This window comes from Vibrio tubiashii ATCC 19109, from assembly GCF_000772105.1.
GTDB classification, from domain to species: Bacteria; Pseudomonadota; Gammaproteobacteria; order Enterobacterales; family Vibrionaceae; genus Vibrio; species Vibrio tubiashii.
Map to the genome: position 1 here is coordinate 689,276 of NZ_CP009355.1, position 19,322 is coordinate 708,597.

A 19,322-nucleotide genomic window follows, 5' to 3' on the forward strand; every position below is an offset into this window, starting at 1 on the left:
AGGCTTGACGATTTACTAAGTGGTATTACTGTTACAGGTTTGCAATAATGACTGTAGTTTAACAAGACAATATTACAGAAATCACTATGGCAAATTGGGAAGGAGTGAGCGAGTTTGTCGCAGTTGCAGAAACTCAATCTTTCACTTCTGCAGCAAAGAAGCTCGATACATCGGTCGCGCAAATAAGCCGTAAAGTCGCTCTGTTAGAAGAAAGACTGGCCGTTAAGCTGTTCAATCGCACCACACGTAGAGTCTCGGTAACGGAAGCTGGGCAACTTTATTATCAGCAGTGTAAGCATCTCGTCGAAGGTCTAGAACTGGCTGAACTGGCAGTCACTCAAATGCAGTCGACACCTAAAGGTTTGCTAAAGGTGACCGCTCCCGTCACTTTCGGTGAACAAAACCTCGCGCCATTGTTACACCAATTCTTAGAACGCTATCCACAAGTCGACTTAGAGCTCATGCTGACTAACCAAAAGCTTGATTTGATCGAGGTAGGCGTTGATGTTGCGATTCGTTTGGGAAAATTGCAGGATTCAAGCTTAATTGCCAAGCGATTATCGAGTCGGCAGTTGTATGTGTGTGCGAGTCCAAGCTATCTAGAAAGGTACGGCGAGCCTCATACTTTATCCGAACTCAACCATCACCAGTGTCTTGTCGGGTCAGTTGATTACTGGCGTTTTCGTGATTCTAAAAGTGAAAAATCGATACGGGTTTCAGGAAGAATACATTGTAACTCAGGTTACGCACTGCTTGATGCAGCAAAGCGAGGGCTTGGATTAGTACATCTCCCGGATCACTATGTGAAAGAAGCGCTAGAGGCCGGAGAATTAGTCGAGGTGCTTTCAGAGTATCGTGATGAGCGAGAGGGGATTTGGGCACTTTACCCGCAAAACCGAAATCTCTCACCAAAAGTACGCTTACTGATCGACTTCTTGGCGGAGAACTTTGATTAAGACCAAGAAAAGGCACCTCTTGGTCTTATCACACAGTAAAGCCTTGAATTAAGCTTCTTGCTCTTCAGCGTCTTGGCGCTTAATCACCTTGTGACCGTCTTCTGAAACACCTTGTTTCCAGTAGCTGCTAATGTAGATGTTTTCGCGCTCGACTTCTTTCTCGTTGCGGAAGTACTGACGCAGCGAGCGCATCGAATCGAACTCACTAGCACACCACACGGACGCTTTACCAGCCAACCAAGGCAGATCGCGAACTGCTTGTGCCAAGTCATCATTCTCAAAGATCCATTGTACTTCAAAATTTTCTGGGGCTTCGATGGGTTGAATATCTTGCTCAGAGATAACTTTAATCACAGCGTAGCCTTTTGCATCAGCTGGGAGACGTCGAATCTTAGCCGATAGGGCAGGTAGGGCTGTCATGTCTGCGGTCATGAAGAACCAATCCGCGTCTGTGCTCATATCTTGTATGGTGCCAGGGCCGGCAATATGAATGGAATCACCAACCTGAGCCTTCATTGCCCAGCGCGCAGCAAAACCGCATTTAAGGTCATGAGTGATGTGTTTAACAAAGTCGACCTCAATGGTTCCCTCTTGCTCGTCAAACTTACGAATGGTGTAAGTACGCATCACTGGGCGCTCATCGCCTGATAACTGCTGTGGGTCAGTGTCACCAGAAGGCGTAAACAATAGCTTGATGTAGCCACCCTCACAGTTGTTTGGAAACTCTTTTAGCGCATCACTTTGAAAGGTAATGCGCTGCATGTTTGGCGTGACAGATTCGGTTGAAGATATGGTAACGTGCTTTGGTGATGGCTTTTTCATGTGCTAACCCGAGAATTGTTCTTGTTCTCATCTAGGTTAACAGCACACAACAGAGTTAGATAGTATCTTTAACCAAATTTACATTCCTGACATCTATATCATCGGCAGTGTGGAGCCAACTAATAAGACGGCCATCAGGATATTAAAGCTTCGGATACGTAAAGCGCTAGTTAGCCAACGTTGAAGCTCTCGACCTGCCAAAATCCAAAATGAACCAGATGGGAAGTTGACCAATAAAAAGGTCGCTGAAATGATCAGTAGTTCGATCCATCCGCCGCCATTGCTATATAGAGTGACGGAACTTAGCGCCATAGACCAACCTTTTGGGTTTACCCACTGAAAACTGGCTGCCCCTAGGAATGTCATAGGGCGAAAATTATCGACGTCTTTTGCGCGTCCACTTAACGCGATTTTTACTGCTAAATAGGCAAGATAAGCCAAGCTGACATACTTCAATACAAGGTGGGCGATTGGATACGCTTCAAACACCGCTGACAAGCCAAGCCCGACAAGCAAGACCATAAATGCAAAACCAAATGCAATTCCGCACATGTGAGGTAACGTACGCATATAGCCAACATTGGCGCCTGAAGTCATCAGCATTAAGTTATTTGGCCCCGGAGTAAAGGTCGAGACAAAGGCAAATATCACAAGAGCAGTGAGTTGTTCGAATTCCATGAGATGTCCTATTTCTATCGTGAAAGCAATAATATTGCGTAGTAACGCTTGTCTTGACCGGTCAATCACTATATTAGGTGGAATAGTGCGCAATTATGTGTTTTTATTCGAATGACTAGGACTAATTGCGCAATAAAGGTGAGAAATGGATAAGTTCGACGAAAGAATATTGCAAGAACTCAAAAGAGACGGAAGAATCTCCAATGTCGAGTTAGCAGAGCGTATTGGTTTATCAGCTTCTGCCACGCTTAGGCGCGTCCAAGATCTTGAAAAACGCGAGGTGATTAAAGGTTATCGAGTCATGCTTGATAATAGCCAACTTGGTGTCGGCTTTGTCGCTTATGTCTCTATCGGCCTTGCCAGTCATAGAAAACAAGCCCAGCTAGAGTTCGAAGAACACGTCAGATTCGTTGATGAAGTCGTTGAGTGCCACAACATCACAGGCGCTAACGAGTATTTACTTCGAGTTGAGACCAAAGACTTGCCAAGCTACAAGAAGTTTCATGCCGACGTATTAGGTGAGTGCGCTCAAGTACAGTCTATCACTACTATGGTGGTCATGGATTCACCCAAAGACGAGCGCTAAGCTTGTTACCAACACAATTACATTGCGTCTGTATTAAAATTAACTGATTGATTTTGTTTATTTTACTGTAATGAATCATAAATATAATCGACATTTAATCGTAATGGATTAGCAATCGAAACGTCATTCTGTCCATCTAATTTATCTCGCATCAACAGTTCGAGCACAGAAGCTCATTCTAAATGTAAAGGGTAAATAAGATGAAAAAAGCAGTGGCAGCGTCTGCAGTATTTGCAGCACTTGTATCGGGTTCTTCACTTGCAGCGACAGTGTACAAAGCTGATGGTACTGAGCTGAAAGTCGGTGGTCGCGTAGAGTTTCGTGGTGACTTCATTGGCACAAGCAAAGGTGCAGAGATTAAAGGCACGATGGACGATAGCACTCGTGCACGTCTGAACCTGAAAGGCAAATCTGAGATTACTGAGGGTATGTCAGCGTTTGGTGTCTATGAAGCTGAGCAAGATACAGGTAAAGATGAGTTTGAAAACCGTTACATGTATGCAGGTCTAAACTTTGATGGTCATGCACTGTCGTTTGGTCGTCAAGACATGGCTGCCGTTATCGTATCGGATCTGACAGATATCTCGGAATTCTCTGGTGTTCAGCAGGTAATTAACTCTGCAAGCGACAAAGAAGACAGCGTGTTTGCTTACCGCGGTGCATTCGATGCGTTTCAACTTCAAGCCACTTATCAAGCAAACAGCGATGAAGACACTGATGGTTACAGCATCTCAGGTCTTTATTCAGCGCCGTTTGGCTTAGATGTTGGTCTATCGTTCTCAGGTGCTGATTTAGGCAAAGGAAACGGTAGCCAAAATCAAATTCTTGGTGGTCTAGGTTATACACTAGACGCACTTTACCTAGGCGCGACTTACTCAGTAGGTGACCTAGATGACAAAGCAACAGGCACAAGCGACAAAGAGTTCAAAGCGCTTGAGGTTGCAGCGAAATACAAATTTACCAAACAGCTATCAGCAGCAGTTGTTTACACCAATCAAGAAAATGAAGCGGCGAATGGCACTAAAGCGGATGCGACGGATGGTGTAGAAGTGGTGGGTTACTACAAGTTCAACGGTAACTTCCGTACTTATGTTTCTTACTTCTCTAACGGTATTAAGTCGACAGATGCTGACGCAGACGGCTTTAAAGACACGGGTGAAGATACACTTCGTTTAGGTGTACGTTACGATTTCTAAATACAGAGTTGCCTGAAATTCTGTCCCATTGGCCAAGCATTAGCTTGGCCTTTTTGGTTCTATATCAAAGAGGTTGCTATTCAGTTAATTTATAAATCAATTGCATATGGAAAATAAGTGTCTGTTGTAAAACAGATACTTACGAGATAGATCAGCGCGAACTAAGCAGAATTCAAATGTGACTTTGATCACGCTCTATGCTAGAGTTCGCGCACTTTATCTATGGGAATCTTCCCACTTCAAGGATGAGTCCAACGACTTGAATGAGAAAAATAATGCAATTGTCCCTTAAAAATTTGTCTATTCGAACACAGGTATTGGTACCTGTTATCTTCACAACGTTCGCGCTATTTATCGCATTGTGGATCACCAAAAGTAATCTAGAGGCAGAGCAAGAAATTATCAGCTCTAACACAGATTCTCTAGTGTATTACAAAGACACCTTGGCAAAAATTGATGATCAGGTTTATCCGTTACGTATTAGTGCGGTGTATGCCATCTACGATGATTCTCGCCGCCAAGTGTTTTTAAATGAACTTAAAACAGGCTTAAAAGAGATTCAAAAAGATCTCGACTTGATGGCGAATCGCGACACATTCAGAGATGAAGTGCGAGTGGTGCGCCGCGCTATTGAAGATTACGTACAATACTCTCATCGTGCAGTAGAACTGTTTTCACAGAGAGACAGCGGCCAAGTGAGCCTGCAAGAGTACAATAGCTTTATCGCAAAATATCGTGACTCTGGCAATCAAATGGTCGGTGCCATCAATACCTTGTCTGCACAAGTTAATGAGTTCGCGACCGATGCCATGGAACATAGCGCTGAGCAGAATACAAAAGTTAAAAACATGGCAATGTACATGGTACTTACTGTTCTTGTTGCCTCTTTAGCTGTCGCTTGGGTACTTTCAGGCATGATTGTAAAACCAATCCTTCAACTGCAGAAAGTGATGCGTAAGCTAGCACATGGTGATCTTTCTGTTCGTGCTGAGGTCGATGGTGATAATGAAGTCTCTCAACTGAGTACTGATGTGAACCAAACCGCTGAGCAACTTCACAGCACGGTAGAAGAGTTAAGCCGTATCAGTGAGGAAGTCGCTTCCGCTTCTACTGAGTTAGCTGCAGTGATGACGCAGGCTCAAGCCAATGCCCAGCAAGAACTGGCTGAGATTGAGCAAGTCGCATCTGCTGTCAATGAGCTTTCTAGCACCGCAGATAACGTAAGTGATAACGCTCAGATGGCAGATTCAACAGCACGTGAAGCCGATCAATTGGCTAAATCTGGCTTGGATATCTTTGAAGAGAGCAGTCAAGCAAGTGCTCAAATGGGTAATGCACTAAACGAAGCTGCGCAAGTTGTTCTAACTCTTAAAGAGCAGTCTGAACAAATCAATGATGTGATTGAAGTGATTCGCGGTGTCTCTGAGCAGACTAACCTTCTAGCACTAAACGCAGCCATTGAAGCAGCACGTGCGGGCGAATCTGGTCGTGGTTTTGCAGTGGTTGCGGATGAAGTTCGAATGCTGGCCGCAAGAACTCAAGAATCAACGGGCGAGATCCAAGCTATCATTGAAGAGCTACAGAAGCAGTCTGGTCTTGCTAACGATAGCATGCAGCTTAGCCTTGAAATGCTAGAGAAAAACAATGAGTTATCATTGCAAGCTAACAGCGCGCTACAGGGTATTACAGAGTCTGTAACGAATATCAATGATGCTAATACCCAAGTAGCAACCGCAGCAGAGCAGCAATCTCAGGTAACGCAAGACATTAACCGTAACGTCGTGAACATGTCTGAGCTGGTTAATCAAAACGTATCTGGCATTTGTCAAAGTGCAAGTGCGAGTAACGAGCTGTCTACATTAGCAGAAAAACAGAAAGCCCAGCTTTCATTCTTTAAGCTATAAGCAAAAGCTTTATCTGTAAGAAGCAGCCATTTTCGGCTGCTTTTTTTGTATTTGCGTAAAATTTTTTGAAAGTTTCTGTGCTTATAAAGAGCAAAAATGAGAGTTCAAAGGTGATTATAGGTGGGTGAATTAGCCAATCGATCAGAAGTTGGACAGCTTGAAGACGAAAAGGATTGCGCAAACGGTTAGCAAGCTTCGGGTTAAGTGATTGTTTTTAAGGGAGAAGAACGAATAATTGCTGAGAAAGGAGTTACTTAGGTATGCAACTTAACCGAACTGTATCACAAAAAAATTGGAAATATCAGTCTTGCGGGAAATAAATCACGACCTATAATGCTGAAAACCGGAGCGTCTGCCAACGCTCCGGTTTTTTTGTGTCCGAAACTCAGTAAAGCGTCTGCCAACGTTTACCGAAAACGCACGACACGTAAATTTGCTTATAGGAAAATTTATCATGCGTATCGAACAAGAACTTAAGTTAGGCTTTAAAGATGTACTATTCCGCCCGAAGCGTTCTACTCTTAAAAGTCGTTCTCAAGTTGAATTAACCCGCGATTTTACATTCAAGCATAGTGGTCGTCAATGGTCTGGCACACCAGTAATTGCAGCAAACATGGATTCAGTCGGTAGCTTCGAAATGGCTAAGGCTCTAGCGGAACATGGCGTGATGACTGCAATTCACAAACATTACACCGTAGAGCAATGGGCTGACTTCGTGAAATCAGCGGATCAAAAAACACTCAACAACGTGTTTGTTTCTACGGGTACTTCAGATGCTGATTTCGAAAAAACGAAAGAAATCATGGCACTATCTGAAGAACTTATCTTCATCTGTATTGATATCGCGAACGGTTACTCTGAGCACTTAGTAGAGTACGTAGAGAAGGTACGTGCCGCATTCCCTAACAAAGTTATCTCTGCGGGTAACGTTGTAACTGGCGATATGTGTGAAGAGCTTATCCTAGCGGGTGCAGACATCGTGAAAGTGGGTATCGGCCCAGGTTCTGTATGTACAACTCGCGTTAAGACAGGTGTTGGTTACCCTCAGCTTTCAGCAATCATCGAATGTGGTGACGCCGCGCACGGCCTTGGCGGCATGATCATCGGTGACGGTGGTTGTTCATGTGCGGGCGACGTAGCAAAAGCCTTCGGCGGCGGCGCTGACTTCGTTATGCTAGGCGGTATGCTTGCAGGCCACGAAGAGTCAGGCGGCGAAGTAATCGAGCAAGATGGCAAAACTTTCATGAAGTTCTACGGCATGTCTTCTCAGTCGGCGATGGACAAGCACTCTGGTGGTGTAGCGAAGTACCGCGCTGCAGAAGGTAAAACTGTTCTATTGCCATACCGCGGCAGCGTTCACGGAACTATCTCAGACATCCTAGGTGGCGTTCGCTCAACTTGTACATACGTAGGCGCAGCAAAGCTTAAAGAGCTAACGAAGCGTACGACTTTCATCCGCGTACAAGAGCAAGAGAACAACGTTTTCGGTAAAGAGTAATTTGATAACTCTTCGGAAAATACGAAATATTAAGAGTCGCTTTTAGCGGCTCTTTTTTTGCCTGAAAATCTTTTGTGGCAACTACAAGTTAGTTAAGCATACCTATTGCTCAGGAGGCGTATAACCATAGGAAAAGCCAAGGTTGACAAGGGACTGTGGTGAATTTAGATGTGGGTGTTAGGGGCAGCTATTTAAGTGTGTATTGTTGAAGTTACCATTTAAAAGTTTGCGTTGTGCATCGGTTTATCGAATGTCTTGAGACTAGGTATTCAATAGTTTGATAGCATGACTGACAATTAAGATACGGGGAGATTTAGATTGGTAGTTTCAATTTTGGTGAACTGTGTAGTCTTTGTCGTATTTTGTTTACTCCTTGCAGATTACAATTTTGGGATAACACATAACTATATATATTCTGCTGTTCTCATGGTTGTTACTGGTCTTGTGGTTTGCTTACTTTTACAAGTACTACCCAAACAATTCAAAAAGAATAGTAAGCTAAAAACAGAGATAAGCAATTTTAAGTTCTATAAACCCTTAAAAATCAGATGGTACCAGAAGCTATCAGCAACAAATGTCGCCTTTTTTTCTTGGATGATACTTGTCTTCGTGTTCTCGATGACAGATAAGTATTTTGAGCGAAATGTTCTAATAGTTAATGACTTACCTGTACTTTCATCAGGGCTGGCGATCATAGGAAGAGGAGGTCAAGGTTCATATGTCATTGTTGAAGATAATGGTAGAAGAGTGAAGTGCCGTGGCTTCTATAACCATCTTGTAAAAAAGGGTAAGCCACTCTCTGCAAATTTGACTTATTCAACTACGTTTATAGGGTTTGAGAAAACCAACTGCAAGGTTAGGTTAAGTTAGTTGTATTCAAATAATGCAATGAAGCTTAGTTAGAAAAAACGCCGAACTTAGGCTCGGCGATTGTTTAAGACAGCTTAAGTTGTTTCTTTATGGACTAGAGCAGAAGGTATAGTTTTATCACATTTAAGGTGAGTTCCAGGTAACCTTAGTGTCATTGAATTACTACTATGTGGTTCGACAGTTATATTAATCATTTCTTCTAGAGTGCTTTCATTCTCTAGCAACCGCGTAAGTTTTTTTCTGAAGGTTTCTTTATTTGTCTCAACCGCAAATTTGTGGTGGAACTCTGTTAAATCTGTGATGAAAGGATCTCGCATCCAAACACCTTCGCTTTTAGCTGTTACCGTTAGGGGAGAGTCTAGCTGTTCATATGGCATAGTTAACTGAGCCGTTATTTGTAGCACTCCATTTTCTTGGTAGTTTCGATAAATTTGTATATCGGTAAAAAGAGCGAAGTCGTCTTTGTACTTCGGGGCACAGCTCCACTCCCCAATGAAGTACTTTCTGTCAAGTTCTACAGTTTTGTTATTTTCTTCATAGTGGGTAGTACTACAACCAAAGAGCGACGTCAGCAGAAATAGAGATAGGACTTTTTTCATAGTTTAATTAGACCTTAATTACATTCATTTTAACCATAATACCAACTGGAGAAACTTCCTACCTTGCTACGGCCCTACTCCTTATGCAAGAACACTAACGGCAAAGATGTTACTCCGAATAAATATGTTTTTCTATAACCCATACCAAACCGCATCACTTGTTGTAGATAGTTGGAGCTTTCAATAATGAGAAAAGTGAATATGGGTATTGAGAAGATAGATTTTAACTTATTGATAATAATTATAGTAATGGAGGTTTCTCATGTTTAAAGCGTTAGTTCTGATGCTTATCACAATTATGGATAAACGTGCTGAAAAACTTAGCAATCGAGTGGTGAGCAAAATTGCCACACTCATTGAAAAGCTATGTTAGTGGTTAAGTACTACGCTGATGAAGGAAAAACCGTACTATTGCTATACCGCGGCAGCGTTCACGGCACTATCTCAGACATCCTTGGTGGTGTGCGTTCAACTTGTACATACGTAGGTGCAGCAAAACTTAAATAGCTAACGAAGCGTACAACTTTCATCCGCGTACAAGAGCAAGAGAACAACGTGTTTGGTAAAGAGTAATTTTACGGATTACTAAACATATAATTGATAAGAGCCGCAATTGCGGCTCTTTTTTTACTTGGAGATCGTAGAGTAGCGACAATTACAGGTTAGTATGTAATTGTCTACTGCATCCCTCAAATGAGTGATTAATTAGATCTATTACTTTTTATATTTCTTGTAGAGAGAATCTATAGAATACTCAAACAGCTCTTTAATTTTTTGTTTGGCTTCTTCAGTTGACGAACAATTTTAGTTGAGCACTACAATTCTAGTTATTCATTGCAAAGGGAAGGGTCTGTTGCAAACTTCTTTGCAAATAGAGGTAGATAGCCTGTTGGAACCCCTTTACATGGCTGTAGTCCGGCCTTCTCATATCTTTTCTCATAGACCGAGGGGGTTATTACTGCAACTAAAACAGTAACTATCAAAAGTCCAACTAAAGAAAGTGGTAATACTGCTCCATAACGATCCTCCCATTTTTCTTCAGTAATAACGTAAAATATCCCTAGTATAACTACGATAAACAAACCTATGCCCATAGGTATCGCAGCAAAATCGAAGCGAGAGTATGTTTCTATTTCTCTGATGGGATTACCTAATGCCATTACTTTCTGGAGTCCCAAATAAAGACTAGAAAATGATAGAGCAGCCATCACAGCGGTATATACCGCAATCTTGTAGACCCTTTTAAACTTATTAAGAAGGAAATATGTATTCATAGAGGTTTCATAACCAAATCATTGATTGAATTTTTAACAAAAACGTTTGAATTGAGGAGCTGCTCATTTTTTCCGAAGTTAGTTGCTTTTACAGAGTGAGGCACTGGCAGCAAAATTTTTCGCAAATAAAGGGAGGTGACTTGCCGGTATTCCCTCACAAGCTTGAAGCCCAGCATTCTCAAGACGAGATTCATATATTGAAGGTGTCAGCCATGTAATCAAAAACGCTAGAGCAAGTGATCCTATAACGGTGTAGCTGAGGGCATTTCCGTAAACATCATCTAGTCGTTTGTTCTTGAGATTAAAATATATAACTCCAATTAAAGTAGTCAACAAACCAATACCACACGGTATCATTGCTAATCCGAACCTATAGTAGATCACTTCTTCACCGAACTCAGTGGAGAGTAGAGAGATAGAATTAAATCCGATATACAAGCTAGCTATGGACAGGATAATCAGCAAAACAACGCCTACAAGTGTTTTCATGACTTTGGCTATATTATTTATCGAGAGTTTAATGTTCATAATGATTATTTTTGATAGCTCGTTGACCGACGTCTGAAAATAAAGTTTAACCTCTTCTTCAACTTCCTTTTGCCTTTCTGAACAATTTCGTGTCGCGAAGGCTACTGAATGAACCGAGCAAAGCAGACACTGCCGAGGATATAACTATCTTAACAATATCTGTTGCTAGTGAGCCAAATAAGTCAGATAAAAGGTGACTAAATGAATGGGCATTTTTACTAAATCACCTTAGATTGGGTTAGCATCACAACTTTTAGGTAGAGTTGTTATTTCTTTTCCATGGTATGTCTTTGCATTCATGAGCTAAAACCCCCTTAACACCCAACCATCTTGATTATGCGGTGCAGCTCACTCGCAACTTTCTTTAGTCGTTCTATGCTTTGATTGCTTTAAAATATAAGGAGCGTCAGATGGCTAATAAATTTGGAATACTCACTCTTCATGGGATGGGAAACCAAGAAGACACTTACCACGTGAAATTTATCTCTAGAGTGGCGAAAGAGCTAGGTGTAGATAAAGAATCAATTCCCGTTGAGTCGGTCTATTACCACACTCAGATGCAAGAGAACCAAGAAGCGATGTGGAAGCGAATGACTGCGGGTCACGATTTAGATGTCCGAAAGACCCGTCAATTTATGCTGTTCTCATTTAGTGACGCGGCAAACATTCAAGATTACAGTACACCAGAAAGCCTCGGTTCTGTCGTGACCAAATGTGTCCACGACAAGTTCAATACTTTGCTAGAGGAGATTGACTCAGGTGGTGTTGTTGTCATTGTGGCTCAGTCTTTAGGCAATCAGGTATTTTCAAACTATGTCTGGGATATTCAAAACAAGAAAGGCATCTTTCGCCCCGGTGGTGAAGATGCGGAGGCGGCACGCGAAAAGCTAAAACGCGTTCGTATTTGGTTTAGCACGGGTAATAACATGCCACTGTTTGTGTCAGGGTTACACCAAGACAGCATTAAGTCGATTAAAAAGCCAAGTGATGATTTTGAATGGTGGAACTTCTTCGATGTAGACGATGCGCTTGGTTGGCCTCTCAAGCCAATGGAGGGAGGGTATACGAATGCCCTTAATATAACGGACTTTGAAATCAATACGGGGATGACATTATTGTCTCACAAGTATTATTGGAAAGACCGAGATTTCATTGAGCCGCTCTGTGACAAGCTAAGAACGTTATAGGAAGCGCACAAGAGTAATATTGGTCGAGCTGACCAATTGTCTTTGCAACACCAAGAGCTGCAATCGGGGCTCTTTTTGTATCCTTTCAAAGTGCCCTTAAGTTAGGTTCTCTAGGCTAATCTCCCCTCAATTGATGCAGCTCAAATCTTAACCTCTTTGGTTATGAAATAAGTCACATTAAAGAGGGGGTATTTGTTGCATGCTAAAACCATCTTCATTGAAAGCTGAAGTTGGTCTTTATGCAGAGAGTGATCCGCAAAATGACATGGAAGACGAGTAGGCGGTAAGCCCGCCGCTCTACTGCTCACTACGTTCCGTAACTCATTTTGCAAGGAGGCTCTATGCCTATCAATAAGATTCGAAATATCGCATTTGTTGGTCAAACGGGTACTGGCAAAACTACTTTAATCGAAAAGCTTCTCCATACCTGTCAAGCAACAAGAACCCTAGGAAAGGTTGAAAAAGGCGATACCATTACAGATTTTGATGCCCAGTCGATTCAGTATCAACACAGTATCGAAGCCACCCCTGTGACTATGCGCTATGACAATCATCGACTGAACATCATTGACACTCCGGGGCAAAATGAACTGCTTGGTCGGGCGTTAAGTGTTTTTCCCGCGGTAGAAACCTCAGCGCTTATCATCGACCCTCAACAGCCTATCACTCAAACCTCTCAACGTTTATTTGCTTTTGCCCAAGAGCAGAAAAAATGCCAAATGATCATCATCAATAAGCTTGATGTTGCGGCGAGTAAGCTCTCTCAGTTACTGGATGAAATCAGCGATAAATTTGGTGACTACTGCTTGCCGATTAACTTGCCTACCAGTGATGGAAAAGAGGTGGTTGATTGTTTCTTTGAGCCAAACATGATTGTAGAAACGCTGATCAACGATGTCGAAGCAGCTCATGAAACACTTATCGATCAAGTGATTGAGGTTGATGAAGAGTTAATGGAGCTCTATTTAGAGCAAGGTTCGGAGCTAACGCCGCAACAACTGCATGACCCGTTTGAAGAGGCGTTAAGAACCGGGCATATCATCCCAATTTGCTTTGTCTCAGCGGAGACAGGCTCAGGAGTAGATCTGCTACTTAGAACCCTGTCTGAAATTATGCCGATGCCAAATGAAGGCAATCCACCTTTGCTAGAGAAAAACGGCAACAAAGTAAAAGTGAACTGCGAAACATTAGAGCACACCGTCGCGCACGTTTATAAGGTCAGCGTTGACCCTTATATGGGCAAACTTGCCTACGTTCGCGTTTTCCAAGGTGAGATCAATGCGGGCAGCCAGCTTTATGTCGGGCAGAGTAATAAAGCCTTTAAAGTGGGTCATTTATACCAGCTGCAAGGTAAAGAACGTACTGAGATCCACCAAGCATTAGCAGGCGACTTTTGCGTACTAGCGAAAGTGGATGAGCTAGAGTTTGACTCGATCTTGCATGACTCACACGACGAAGATGATGTCGAGCTAAAAACACTTAATTTCCCACAGCCGATGTATTCACTGTGTTTGAAGCCGATCAAACGCGGAGACGAACAAAAGCTTAGCGATGTGCTGAATAAGATCGCGAGTGAAGATCCTTCATTGAGGATTGAACATAGAGCGCGTACCAATGAAACCATCATAAGTGGGCAAGGGGAGTTCCACCTTAAGGTGGCGTTAGAGAAGATGCAATCGGTCTACAAACTTGAAGTTGAAACCGGTCAGCCTAGCGTTGAGTACTACGAAACCATTACTAAACCCGCCGAAGCTCAGTATCGCCACAAAAAGCAAAGCGGCGGTGCAGGGCAGTTTGGTGAAGTACAGCTAAAAGTTGCGCCACTTGAGCGAGGCTCAGGCTTTAAGTTTATTAACAAAGTCGTTGGTGGTGCGATTCCTACCGCGCTTATTCCAGCCGTTGAAAAGGGAATTAAGCAAGCGTTAGAAGAAGGTGCGATTTCAGGGAATCCGATCAAAGATATTGAGGTGACGGTGTTTGACGGCAAGTACCATTCTGTTGATTCGAAAGAAATCGCCTTTGTGATTGCAGGTAAAAAAGCCTTCTTAAAAGCAGTCCAAGAAGCGGGGCCGATAGTATTAGAGCCGATTGTGCAGATGGAACTGGCGATTCCAACCCAATATGTCGGTGATGTCTCGGGAGATTTGTCGGGGAATCGCGGCTTAATTGAGGGCACAGAGCAGATTGACGCGAACTATACCTTGCTGCAAGCGAAGTCCCCCATTAATGAACTGCAAGATTACGCAAGGCGATTACGCTCAATAACGGGAGGCGAAGGCAGCTTTAATATGAGCTTAAGCCACTACGAACCAGCGCCACCCAGTGTACAAAAGCAGGTTTGTGCAGAAGCTTAGCAAATAAGGGTAAACAATCACCTATAAAGATAAAAAGCCGCAAATGCGGCTTTTTTGATGCTTTTCTAATCTAACAGTCTTTTTTGGTGTTTTACTGTTTTAATCATCTTTAGGCGGGCACTTGCATTTACACGGTACGTCGATATCCGCTGACATAATGGTTTCGACTATTTGCCCATTTTTAAGCAGTTGAACTTGATAACCAGTCTGTGGCTTTGGGAATTCAAACAGTCATCGTGTCGGGATTGTGGGTGGTAGCGAGTTAATTTAGGTCTATGTATAAGGGGGCGAAACACAATCTACTGAAAATTGCCCCGAATCGTATTAGTTTGATGCGCCACTGAGGGCCAATGTAACGATATGTGTATTGTGTAGTTGATAGTGGCATTCAAGCTGCTGAGGGAATCCCATATCAATCAAGTAACCTGAGCAAGCAAAGTACAAGATATGATTTTTAGCATCGACTAATTCAACGACATCAAAATTGAGTACTTCTTTTACTTGTGGATAGATAGCTTTATACAGCGCTTCTTTGGCCGAAAATAGAAGGGTCACTTTTTGCTGATAGGAAAGATGAGAATCTTGCAACCTTTCTATTTCTACATCTTTGCAAACAAGACCTGCAACGTCGTCTGTTTCTTCACTTGAAAACCAGTGCTGGATGTCGATACCTAAGTGAGTATCAGGAATCATTTCACTTGGGATTGTTGCTGCAATAGCAAGGTTTCGACTGTGAGAGATTGATCCTTGCAGAGCTTTAGGGAAAAGCGGGGAACGATCTGGATTGATTTCAACGCTTTGGTCTTGATCGAACGCATTCATTGAATAGTGAGCTGCGACGCGACCCGCTATGAATTCAGCTTGGCGCTTATGATTGGCTTGTCTTAGTTGTAACGGCAGCCACTGTGATAGTTGTAAATCCAACGAAAAGTGAGAGACATAGTATTTTACAACACAGATATTGATTATTCGCTCAGGTATGGAAAAGGAATAGTTTGGACATCTGGTTAACCATGGTTTCGATAAAGTTACTGATGCCAATCGTTTGTCCATTATTCTACGCTAACTCACTCTTTTAAACTCGCAGATTACCCTAACAACTATCCCAATAAATGCAAATGAAAATGGTTTGCATTTATACGTTTACTGTTATATAAATTCCACCTTGTTAATCAATCGTGTTGTATTGATTAACCCTATGTAAAAAGAGAGTTTAAGGGAAAAGATATGCTCGAAGCTAGAAAGCTAGCATTTAGCGTTGGTGACAGAGCGCTGCTGTCAGATTTTGATATGAATTTTGAACCAGGCAAAATTTATGCACTCGTCGGCCACAATGGTTCTGGTAAATCGACGCTACTTAAACTTCTTGCCCAACAACAAAAATCAACCGATGGGGATGTTGTGTTGCAGGGCAAATCAGTCTCCCGTTGGTCTGATAAAAAATTCGCTCAACAAATTGCTTATCTTCCTCAACATCTTCCACCAACAGATAGTCTATCGGGCAAAGATTTAGTCAGTTTTGGCCGCTACCCATGGCACGGCTTACTTGGGCGTTTATCTAGCCAAGACAAGCAGTTCATAGAACAAGCGATGCAAATGACCGATACCACCAAGTATGCAGATCGTCTTGTGGATACGTTGTCGGGCGGTGAACGGCAGCGAGTTTGGTTAGCCATGCTATTGGCACAAAGGACACAATACCTACTACTTGATGAACCTTTGTCAGCGCTCGATATCGCTCATCAAGTGGAAATGCTAGAACTGATCAAAAAGCTCGCGACAGAGCTTGAGTTAGGTGTGTTAATCGTAATTCACGATATTAATATGGCTGCGCGCTTTTGCGATCATATTGTCGCGCTGCATAGCGGTAAGATGATTGCGCAAGGTTCGGTATCGGAAGTTTTCACCGAGCCGCAATTGCACGATATTTACGGAATCAAAATGCAGATAACGGATCATGCGGCAGGTTATCCGGTGGCAATGCCATGCTAGGTTTTAAAACAATTACTACTCTTTGCCTGTTGGCGTCTATAGTGGTGACGCCCGCATTGGCGGAAGATAAGCATTCAGATACCCCGTTACGAGTTATGTCGATTGACTGGTCTCAAACAGAAACCATGATTGCGCTAGGTATCACGCCAGTCGCGTCTGCACAGCAATCTGATTATAACGATTGGGTCAGAAGCCCTAAGATTCCTGCTGAAACTGTCGATGTAGGTCTGAGAACTCAGCCTAATCTAGAAAGGCTTTCAGAATTAGAGCTAGACACAATTTTCCTTTCTCCAAGATTCTCTTCTCTTGAAACGCAGCTTTCTCGCATTGCACCAGTAAAAATTCTTGGTTTATACAAGGTCGGAGAGGTGAACTGGGATGCCGTAACGGACTTTACTCGTCGTATGGCAAAAGAAGTGAACGCAGAGAGCCAAGCCGAACAGCTTATCGCTGATAGTGAGCAAGAGTTAAATACACTTAAGGGTAAACTACCCACTGAGCTTGCTCCGGTGTTACTTGTTCAGTTTATGGATACCAAACATGTACGCGTGTTTGGAGAAAATAGCATTTATAAAGTGGCGTTGAATCAACTTGGCATTCAAAACGCCTGGGATAAAGAAACCAATGCTTGGGGCTTCAATTTAACGGGCATTGATAAGTTACAGGGTATCGCAGGGCAGATTGTGGTTATCGAGCCGTTGCCTGCAGGAGTTAAAGAACACCTAGCACAAGATCAATACTGGCAATATTTGGTAAAGCAAACGGGCTACCCTTCATTATTGGTAGAGCCGACTTGGAGCTTTGGAGGTCTACCTTCAGCGCTTCGCTTTGCCAATCTGATAACCGCTGCATTGACTGAAGAGGTAACACAATGAGAATTCTATCTCTGAGTCTTGTTGCGATACTTGCGGCATTTATGCTGACAATCGTTGGATTCCAATTAAACGCATCAGGTAATTTTTCTACGGGTATTAGCAGTTTGTTTCAAGCGGATTGGATGTCTCCAGAATCCGTTAAGCTTCACCTTACCTGGTGGCCTAGATTCTTTACTACATTAATTTCTGGAGCTGCATTAGCCGCTGCTGGGGTTTTGATGCAACAGGTACTGCGCAACCCACTTGCCTCTCCTTCAACGTTAGGCGTTGCGAGTGGCGCAAGTTTTGCGCTGATGCTGGCAACCTTGTACGCACCATGGTTGCTGACTTTTTCCAAGTCTCTTATCGCGCTGGTTGGTGGTGTCGGTACGATGGCCTTGGTGTTTGCACTATCATGGCGTCGTGCTTTATCGCCCACCGTCGTCGTTGTTTCAGGCCTAGTAATCAATCTCTATTTCGGAGCGGTCAGTACGGTTCTCCTGATGATGAACCAAGACCAGTTAGCGGGTTTAATGATTTGGGGGGCGGGCTCGCTTGTGCAGACAGGATGGGCTGATATCGCCTACCTTGCACCAAGATTAGCGTTGGCGATCGGCATCTCTTTCTTATTCGTTAAGCCGTTAACTCTATTGGAGTTATCGGAAGAGGGCGCTAAGAGTCTAGGCGTTTCATTGGCTAAATTGCGGGTAATCTGTCTTGGCTTAGCTGTGCTACTCACTTCTTGGGTGGTCGCAAAGGTTGGTGTAATCGGTTTTGTTGGATTGGCGGCACCGGCTATTACTCGTGCAACCGGTGTCCATCGCTTAGTACCCAAACTAATCGTTTCTATGCTGCTAGGTGGTTTACTACTGACATTAACAGATTTACTTATTCAGCAGCTTCCGGGCATCGCCGCAATGATTATTCCTACTGGTGCAGCCACAGCAGCACTTGGTGCACCTCTATTGCTTTGGCTGTTGCCTAGGTTATCAATGCGCAGTCAAACCCAGACGCAAACTGTTATGACGCGCCATAGTGCGCAAGTGAAATCACTTAATCGCAATGCGATTGCCTTGGTCGCGATTCTACTGCCGATCGCTTTGTTTGTTTTTAGTACCACTTCGATTCAGAGTACAGGTTGGCAATGGTTAGTCTCCTCTGGTGAGTGGAACTTATTAGAATGGCGATGGCCGAGATTAGTCGCTGCAGCGCTAGCAGGGGTGATGCTGGCTTGCGCGGGAACGGTAATCCAAAGGTTAAGCGGTAATCCAATGGCAAGTCCTGAAGTGATAGGTATTAGTTCTGGTACGGCTTTGGGGTTAATCATTGCGATGTTCTCTGGTATTGGCGTGAGCTTAATCGGGCTGTACTTAGGCGGTTTGTTAGGCGCTTTGGCCTCTCTGTCGGTAATTGTTTTGCTTAACCGTAAGTCTGGTTTTCAACCTGAGCGTGTTTTGCTGACAGGTGTTGCTATTACTGCGCTGATGAATGCCGTACAAAGCTTTGTTCTTGCGGGAGGAGATCCTCGCAGCTATCAAGTATTAGCGTGGCTTTCTGGTTCAACCTATTACGTTACTGAGGCAACACTTATTCCATTGGCTGTCGCCGCTATCGTTCTAGTCGGACTGAGTTTTGTTACTGCTCGATGGTTAGACATTCTCCCACTAGGTGAGGCAAGTTCCCGCGCTGTTGGAGTTAAGGTGGGGCAGGCAAGAGGCTTATTATTGCTACTTGTTGCCTTATTGACAGTAAGCGCGACTTTGGTTGTTGGCCCTCTGAGTTTCATTGGCTTGATGGCTCCCCATTTAGCGCGTTTGTTCGGGTTTAGTCGCGCTCGTGAACATCTTATCTGTTCAGCACTTGTCGGTATGGGCTTAATGCTACTGGCAGATTGGCTAGGTCGTCAGATGCTGTATCCACAAGAAATTCCTGCAGGCTTAGTGGCATCTTTGATTGGTGGTATGTACCTAATGTGGGGACTTCGTAGACTCTAAAATCGATTTGGGGGAAATGATGCTCAATAT

16 protein-coding genes and 1 pseudogene are annotated in these 19,322 nt (G+C 43.4%); 11 read left to right on the plus strand and 6 right to left on the minus strand.

Features of this window, described 5'->3' with window-relative positions; genetic code table 11:
- Positions 1-86 precede the first annotated feature (86 nt).
- Entirely contained in the window at positions 87-956 is an 870-nt protein-coding gene (locus tag IX91_RS18270) for a LysR substrate-binding domain-containing protein (RefSeq protein ID WP_004746941.1), read from the plus strand.
- 48 nt (positions 957-1,004) lie between these two features.
- On the opposite strand, the gene IX91_RS18275 is transcribed toward IX91_RS18270, so the two are convergent.
- A complete protein-coding gene (locus tag IX91_RS18275) occupies positions 1,005-1,778 on the minus strand; it encodes a siderophore-interacting protein (RefSeq protein ID WP_004746942.1) in 774 nt (257 codons plus the stop codon).
- A gap of 93 nt (positions 1,779-1,871) precedes the next feature.
- Complete coding sequence (locus tag IX91_RS18280) at positions 1,872-2,456, minus strand: LysE family translocator (protein WP_004746944.1); 585 nt, start codon at positions 2,454-2,456, stop codon at positions 1,872-1,874.
- A 145-nt stretch (positions 2,457-2,601) separates the two neighbouring features.
- On the opposite strand from IX91_RS18280, the gene IX91_RS18285 reads away from it, so the two are divergent.
- The 4 genes from IX91_RS18285 (at position 2,602) to IX91_RS18300 (ending at position 7,640) form a co-directional block, all read left to right on the plus strand.
- Positions 2,602-3,042: an Lrp/AsnC family transcriptional regulator gene (locus tag IX91_RS18285; RefSeq protein WP_004746945.1), complete on the plus strand. Its 441-nt coding sequence runs from the start codon at positions 2,602-2,604 to the stop codon at positions 3,040-3,042.
- A 200-nt stretch (positions 3,043-3,242) separates the two neighbouring features.
- Positions 3,243-4,238 (plus strand): porin, encoded by a 996-nt coding sequence (locus IX91_RS18290; protein ID WP_004746949.1) that lies wholly within the window; start codon positions 3,243-3,245, stop codon positions 4,236-4,238.
- Positions 4,239-4,513: 275 nt separating this feature from the next.
- On the plus strand, positions 4,514-6,142 hold the full coding sequence (locus IX91_RS18295) for a methyl-accepting chemotaxis protein (protein WP_004746950.1): 1,629 nt from the start codon (positions 4,514-4,516) through the stop codon (positions 6,140-6,142).
- Positions 6,143-6,596: 454 nt separating this feature from the next.
- Positions 6,597-7,640, plus strand: a complete 1,044-nt coding sequence (locus IX91_RS18300; protein ID WP_004746952.1) for a GMP reductase — start codon at positions 6,597-6,599, stop codon at positions 7,638-7,640.
- A gap of 944 nt (positions 7,641-8,584) precedes the next feature.
- Here the strand turns inward: IX91_RS18300 and IX91_RS18310 are convergent.
- Positions 8,585-9,109, minus strand: a complete 525-nt coding sequence (locus IX91_RS18310; RefSeq protein WP_004746956.1) for a hypothetical protein — start codon at positions 9,107-9,109, stop codon at positions 8,585-8,587.
- A 372-nt stretch (positions 9,110-9,481) separates the two neighbouring features.
- On the opposite strand from IX91_RS18310, the pseudogene IX91_RS18315 reads away from it, so the two are divergent.
- A pseudogene (locus IX91_RS18315) lies at positions 9,482-9,682 on the plus strand (IMP dehydrogenase); the annotation flags it as partial.
- Positions 9,683-9,936: 254 nt separating this feature from the next.
- Here IX91_RS18315 and IX91_RS18320 read toward each other — a convergent pair.
- Together IX91_RS18320 and IX91_RS18325 are read right to left on the minus strand one after the other, a co-directional pair.
- Positions 9,937-10,383, minus strand: a complete 447-nt coding sequence (locus IX91_RS18320) for a hypothetical protein (RefSeq protein WP_004746960.1) — start codon at positions 10,381-10,383, stop codon at positions 9,937-9,939.
- A 78-nt stretch (positions 10,384-10,461) separates the two neighbouring features.
- Entirely contained in the window at positions 10,462-10,911 is a 450-nt protein-coding gene (locus IX91_RS18325) for a hypothetical protein (RefSeq protein WP_004746962.1), read from the minus strand.
- Between the two features lie 410 nt (positions 10,912-11,321).
- Between IX91_RS18325 and IX91_RS18330 the strand changes: the two genes are divergently transcribed.
- Both IX91_RS18330 and fusA read left to right on the plus strand, forming a co-directional pair.
- Positions 11,322-12,098 (plus strand): hypothetical protein, encoded by a 777-nt coding sequence (locus IX91_RS18330; protein ID WP_004746964.1) that lies wholly within the window; start codon positions 11,322-11,324, stop codon positions 12,096-12,098.
- Positions 12,099-12,439: 341 nt separating this feature from the next.
- Positions 12,440-14,452, plus strand: coding sequence for an elongation factor G (gene fusA / locus IX91_RS18335; protein WP_004746967.1), 2,013 nt, complete (start codon positions 12,440-12,442; stop codon positions 14,450-14,452).
- Positions 14,453-14,776: 324 nt separating this feature from the next.
- Here fusA and IX91_RS18340 read toward each other — a convergent pair whose 3' ends face one another.
- Complete coding sequence (locus tag IX91_RS18340) at positions 14,777-15,493, minus strand: 4'-phosphopantetheinyl transferase family protein (protein WP_236642970.1); 717 nt, start codon at positions 15,491-15,493, stop codon at positions 14,777-14,779.
- Between the two features lie 186 nt (positions 15,494-15,679).
- Here IX91_RS18340 and IX91_RS18345 point away from each other — a divergent pair, with 186 nt between their 5' ends.
- The 3 genes from IX91_RS18345 to fhuB are packed head-to-tail and all read left to right on the plus strand — an operon-like array spanning position 15,680 to position 19,292.
- Positions 15,680-16,444 carry an ABC transporter ATP-binding protein gene (locus IX91_RS18345; protein ID WP_004746969.1) on the plus strand — a complete coding sequence of 255 codons (765 nt, stop codon included), beginning with the start codon at positions 15,680-15,682 and terminating at the stop codon, positions 16,442-16,444.
- Positions 16,438-17,319 (plus strand): ABC transporter substrate-binding protein, encoded by an 882-nt coding sequence (locus tag IX91_RS18350; RefSeq protein WP_004746970.1) that lies wholly within the window; start codon positions 16,438-16,440, stop codon positions 17,317-17,319. Before IX91_RS18345 ends, IX91_RS18350 begins: the two co-directional genes overlap by 7 nt.
- Positions 17,316-19,292 carry a Fe(3+)-hydroxamate ABC transporter permease FhuB gene (gene fhuB / locus IX91_RS18355; RefSeq protein ID WP_004746972.1) on the plus strand — a complete coding sequence of 659 codons (1,977 nt, stop codon included), beginning with the start codon at positions 17,316-17,318 and terminating at the stop codon, positions 19,290-19,292. The genes IX91_RS18350 and fhuB overlap by 4 nt, the downstream gene beginning before the upstream one ends.
- Positions 19,293-19,322 lie beyond the last annotated feature (30 nt).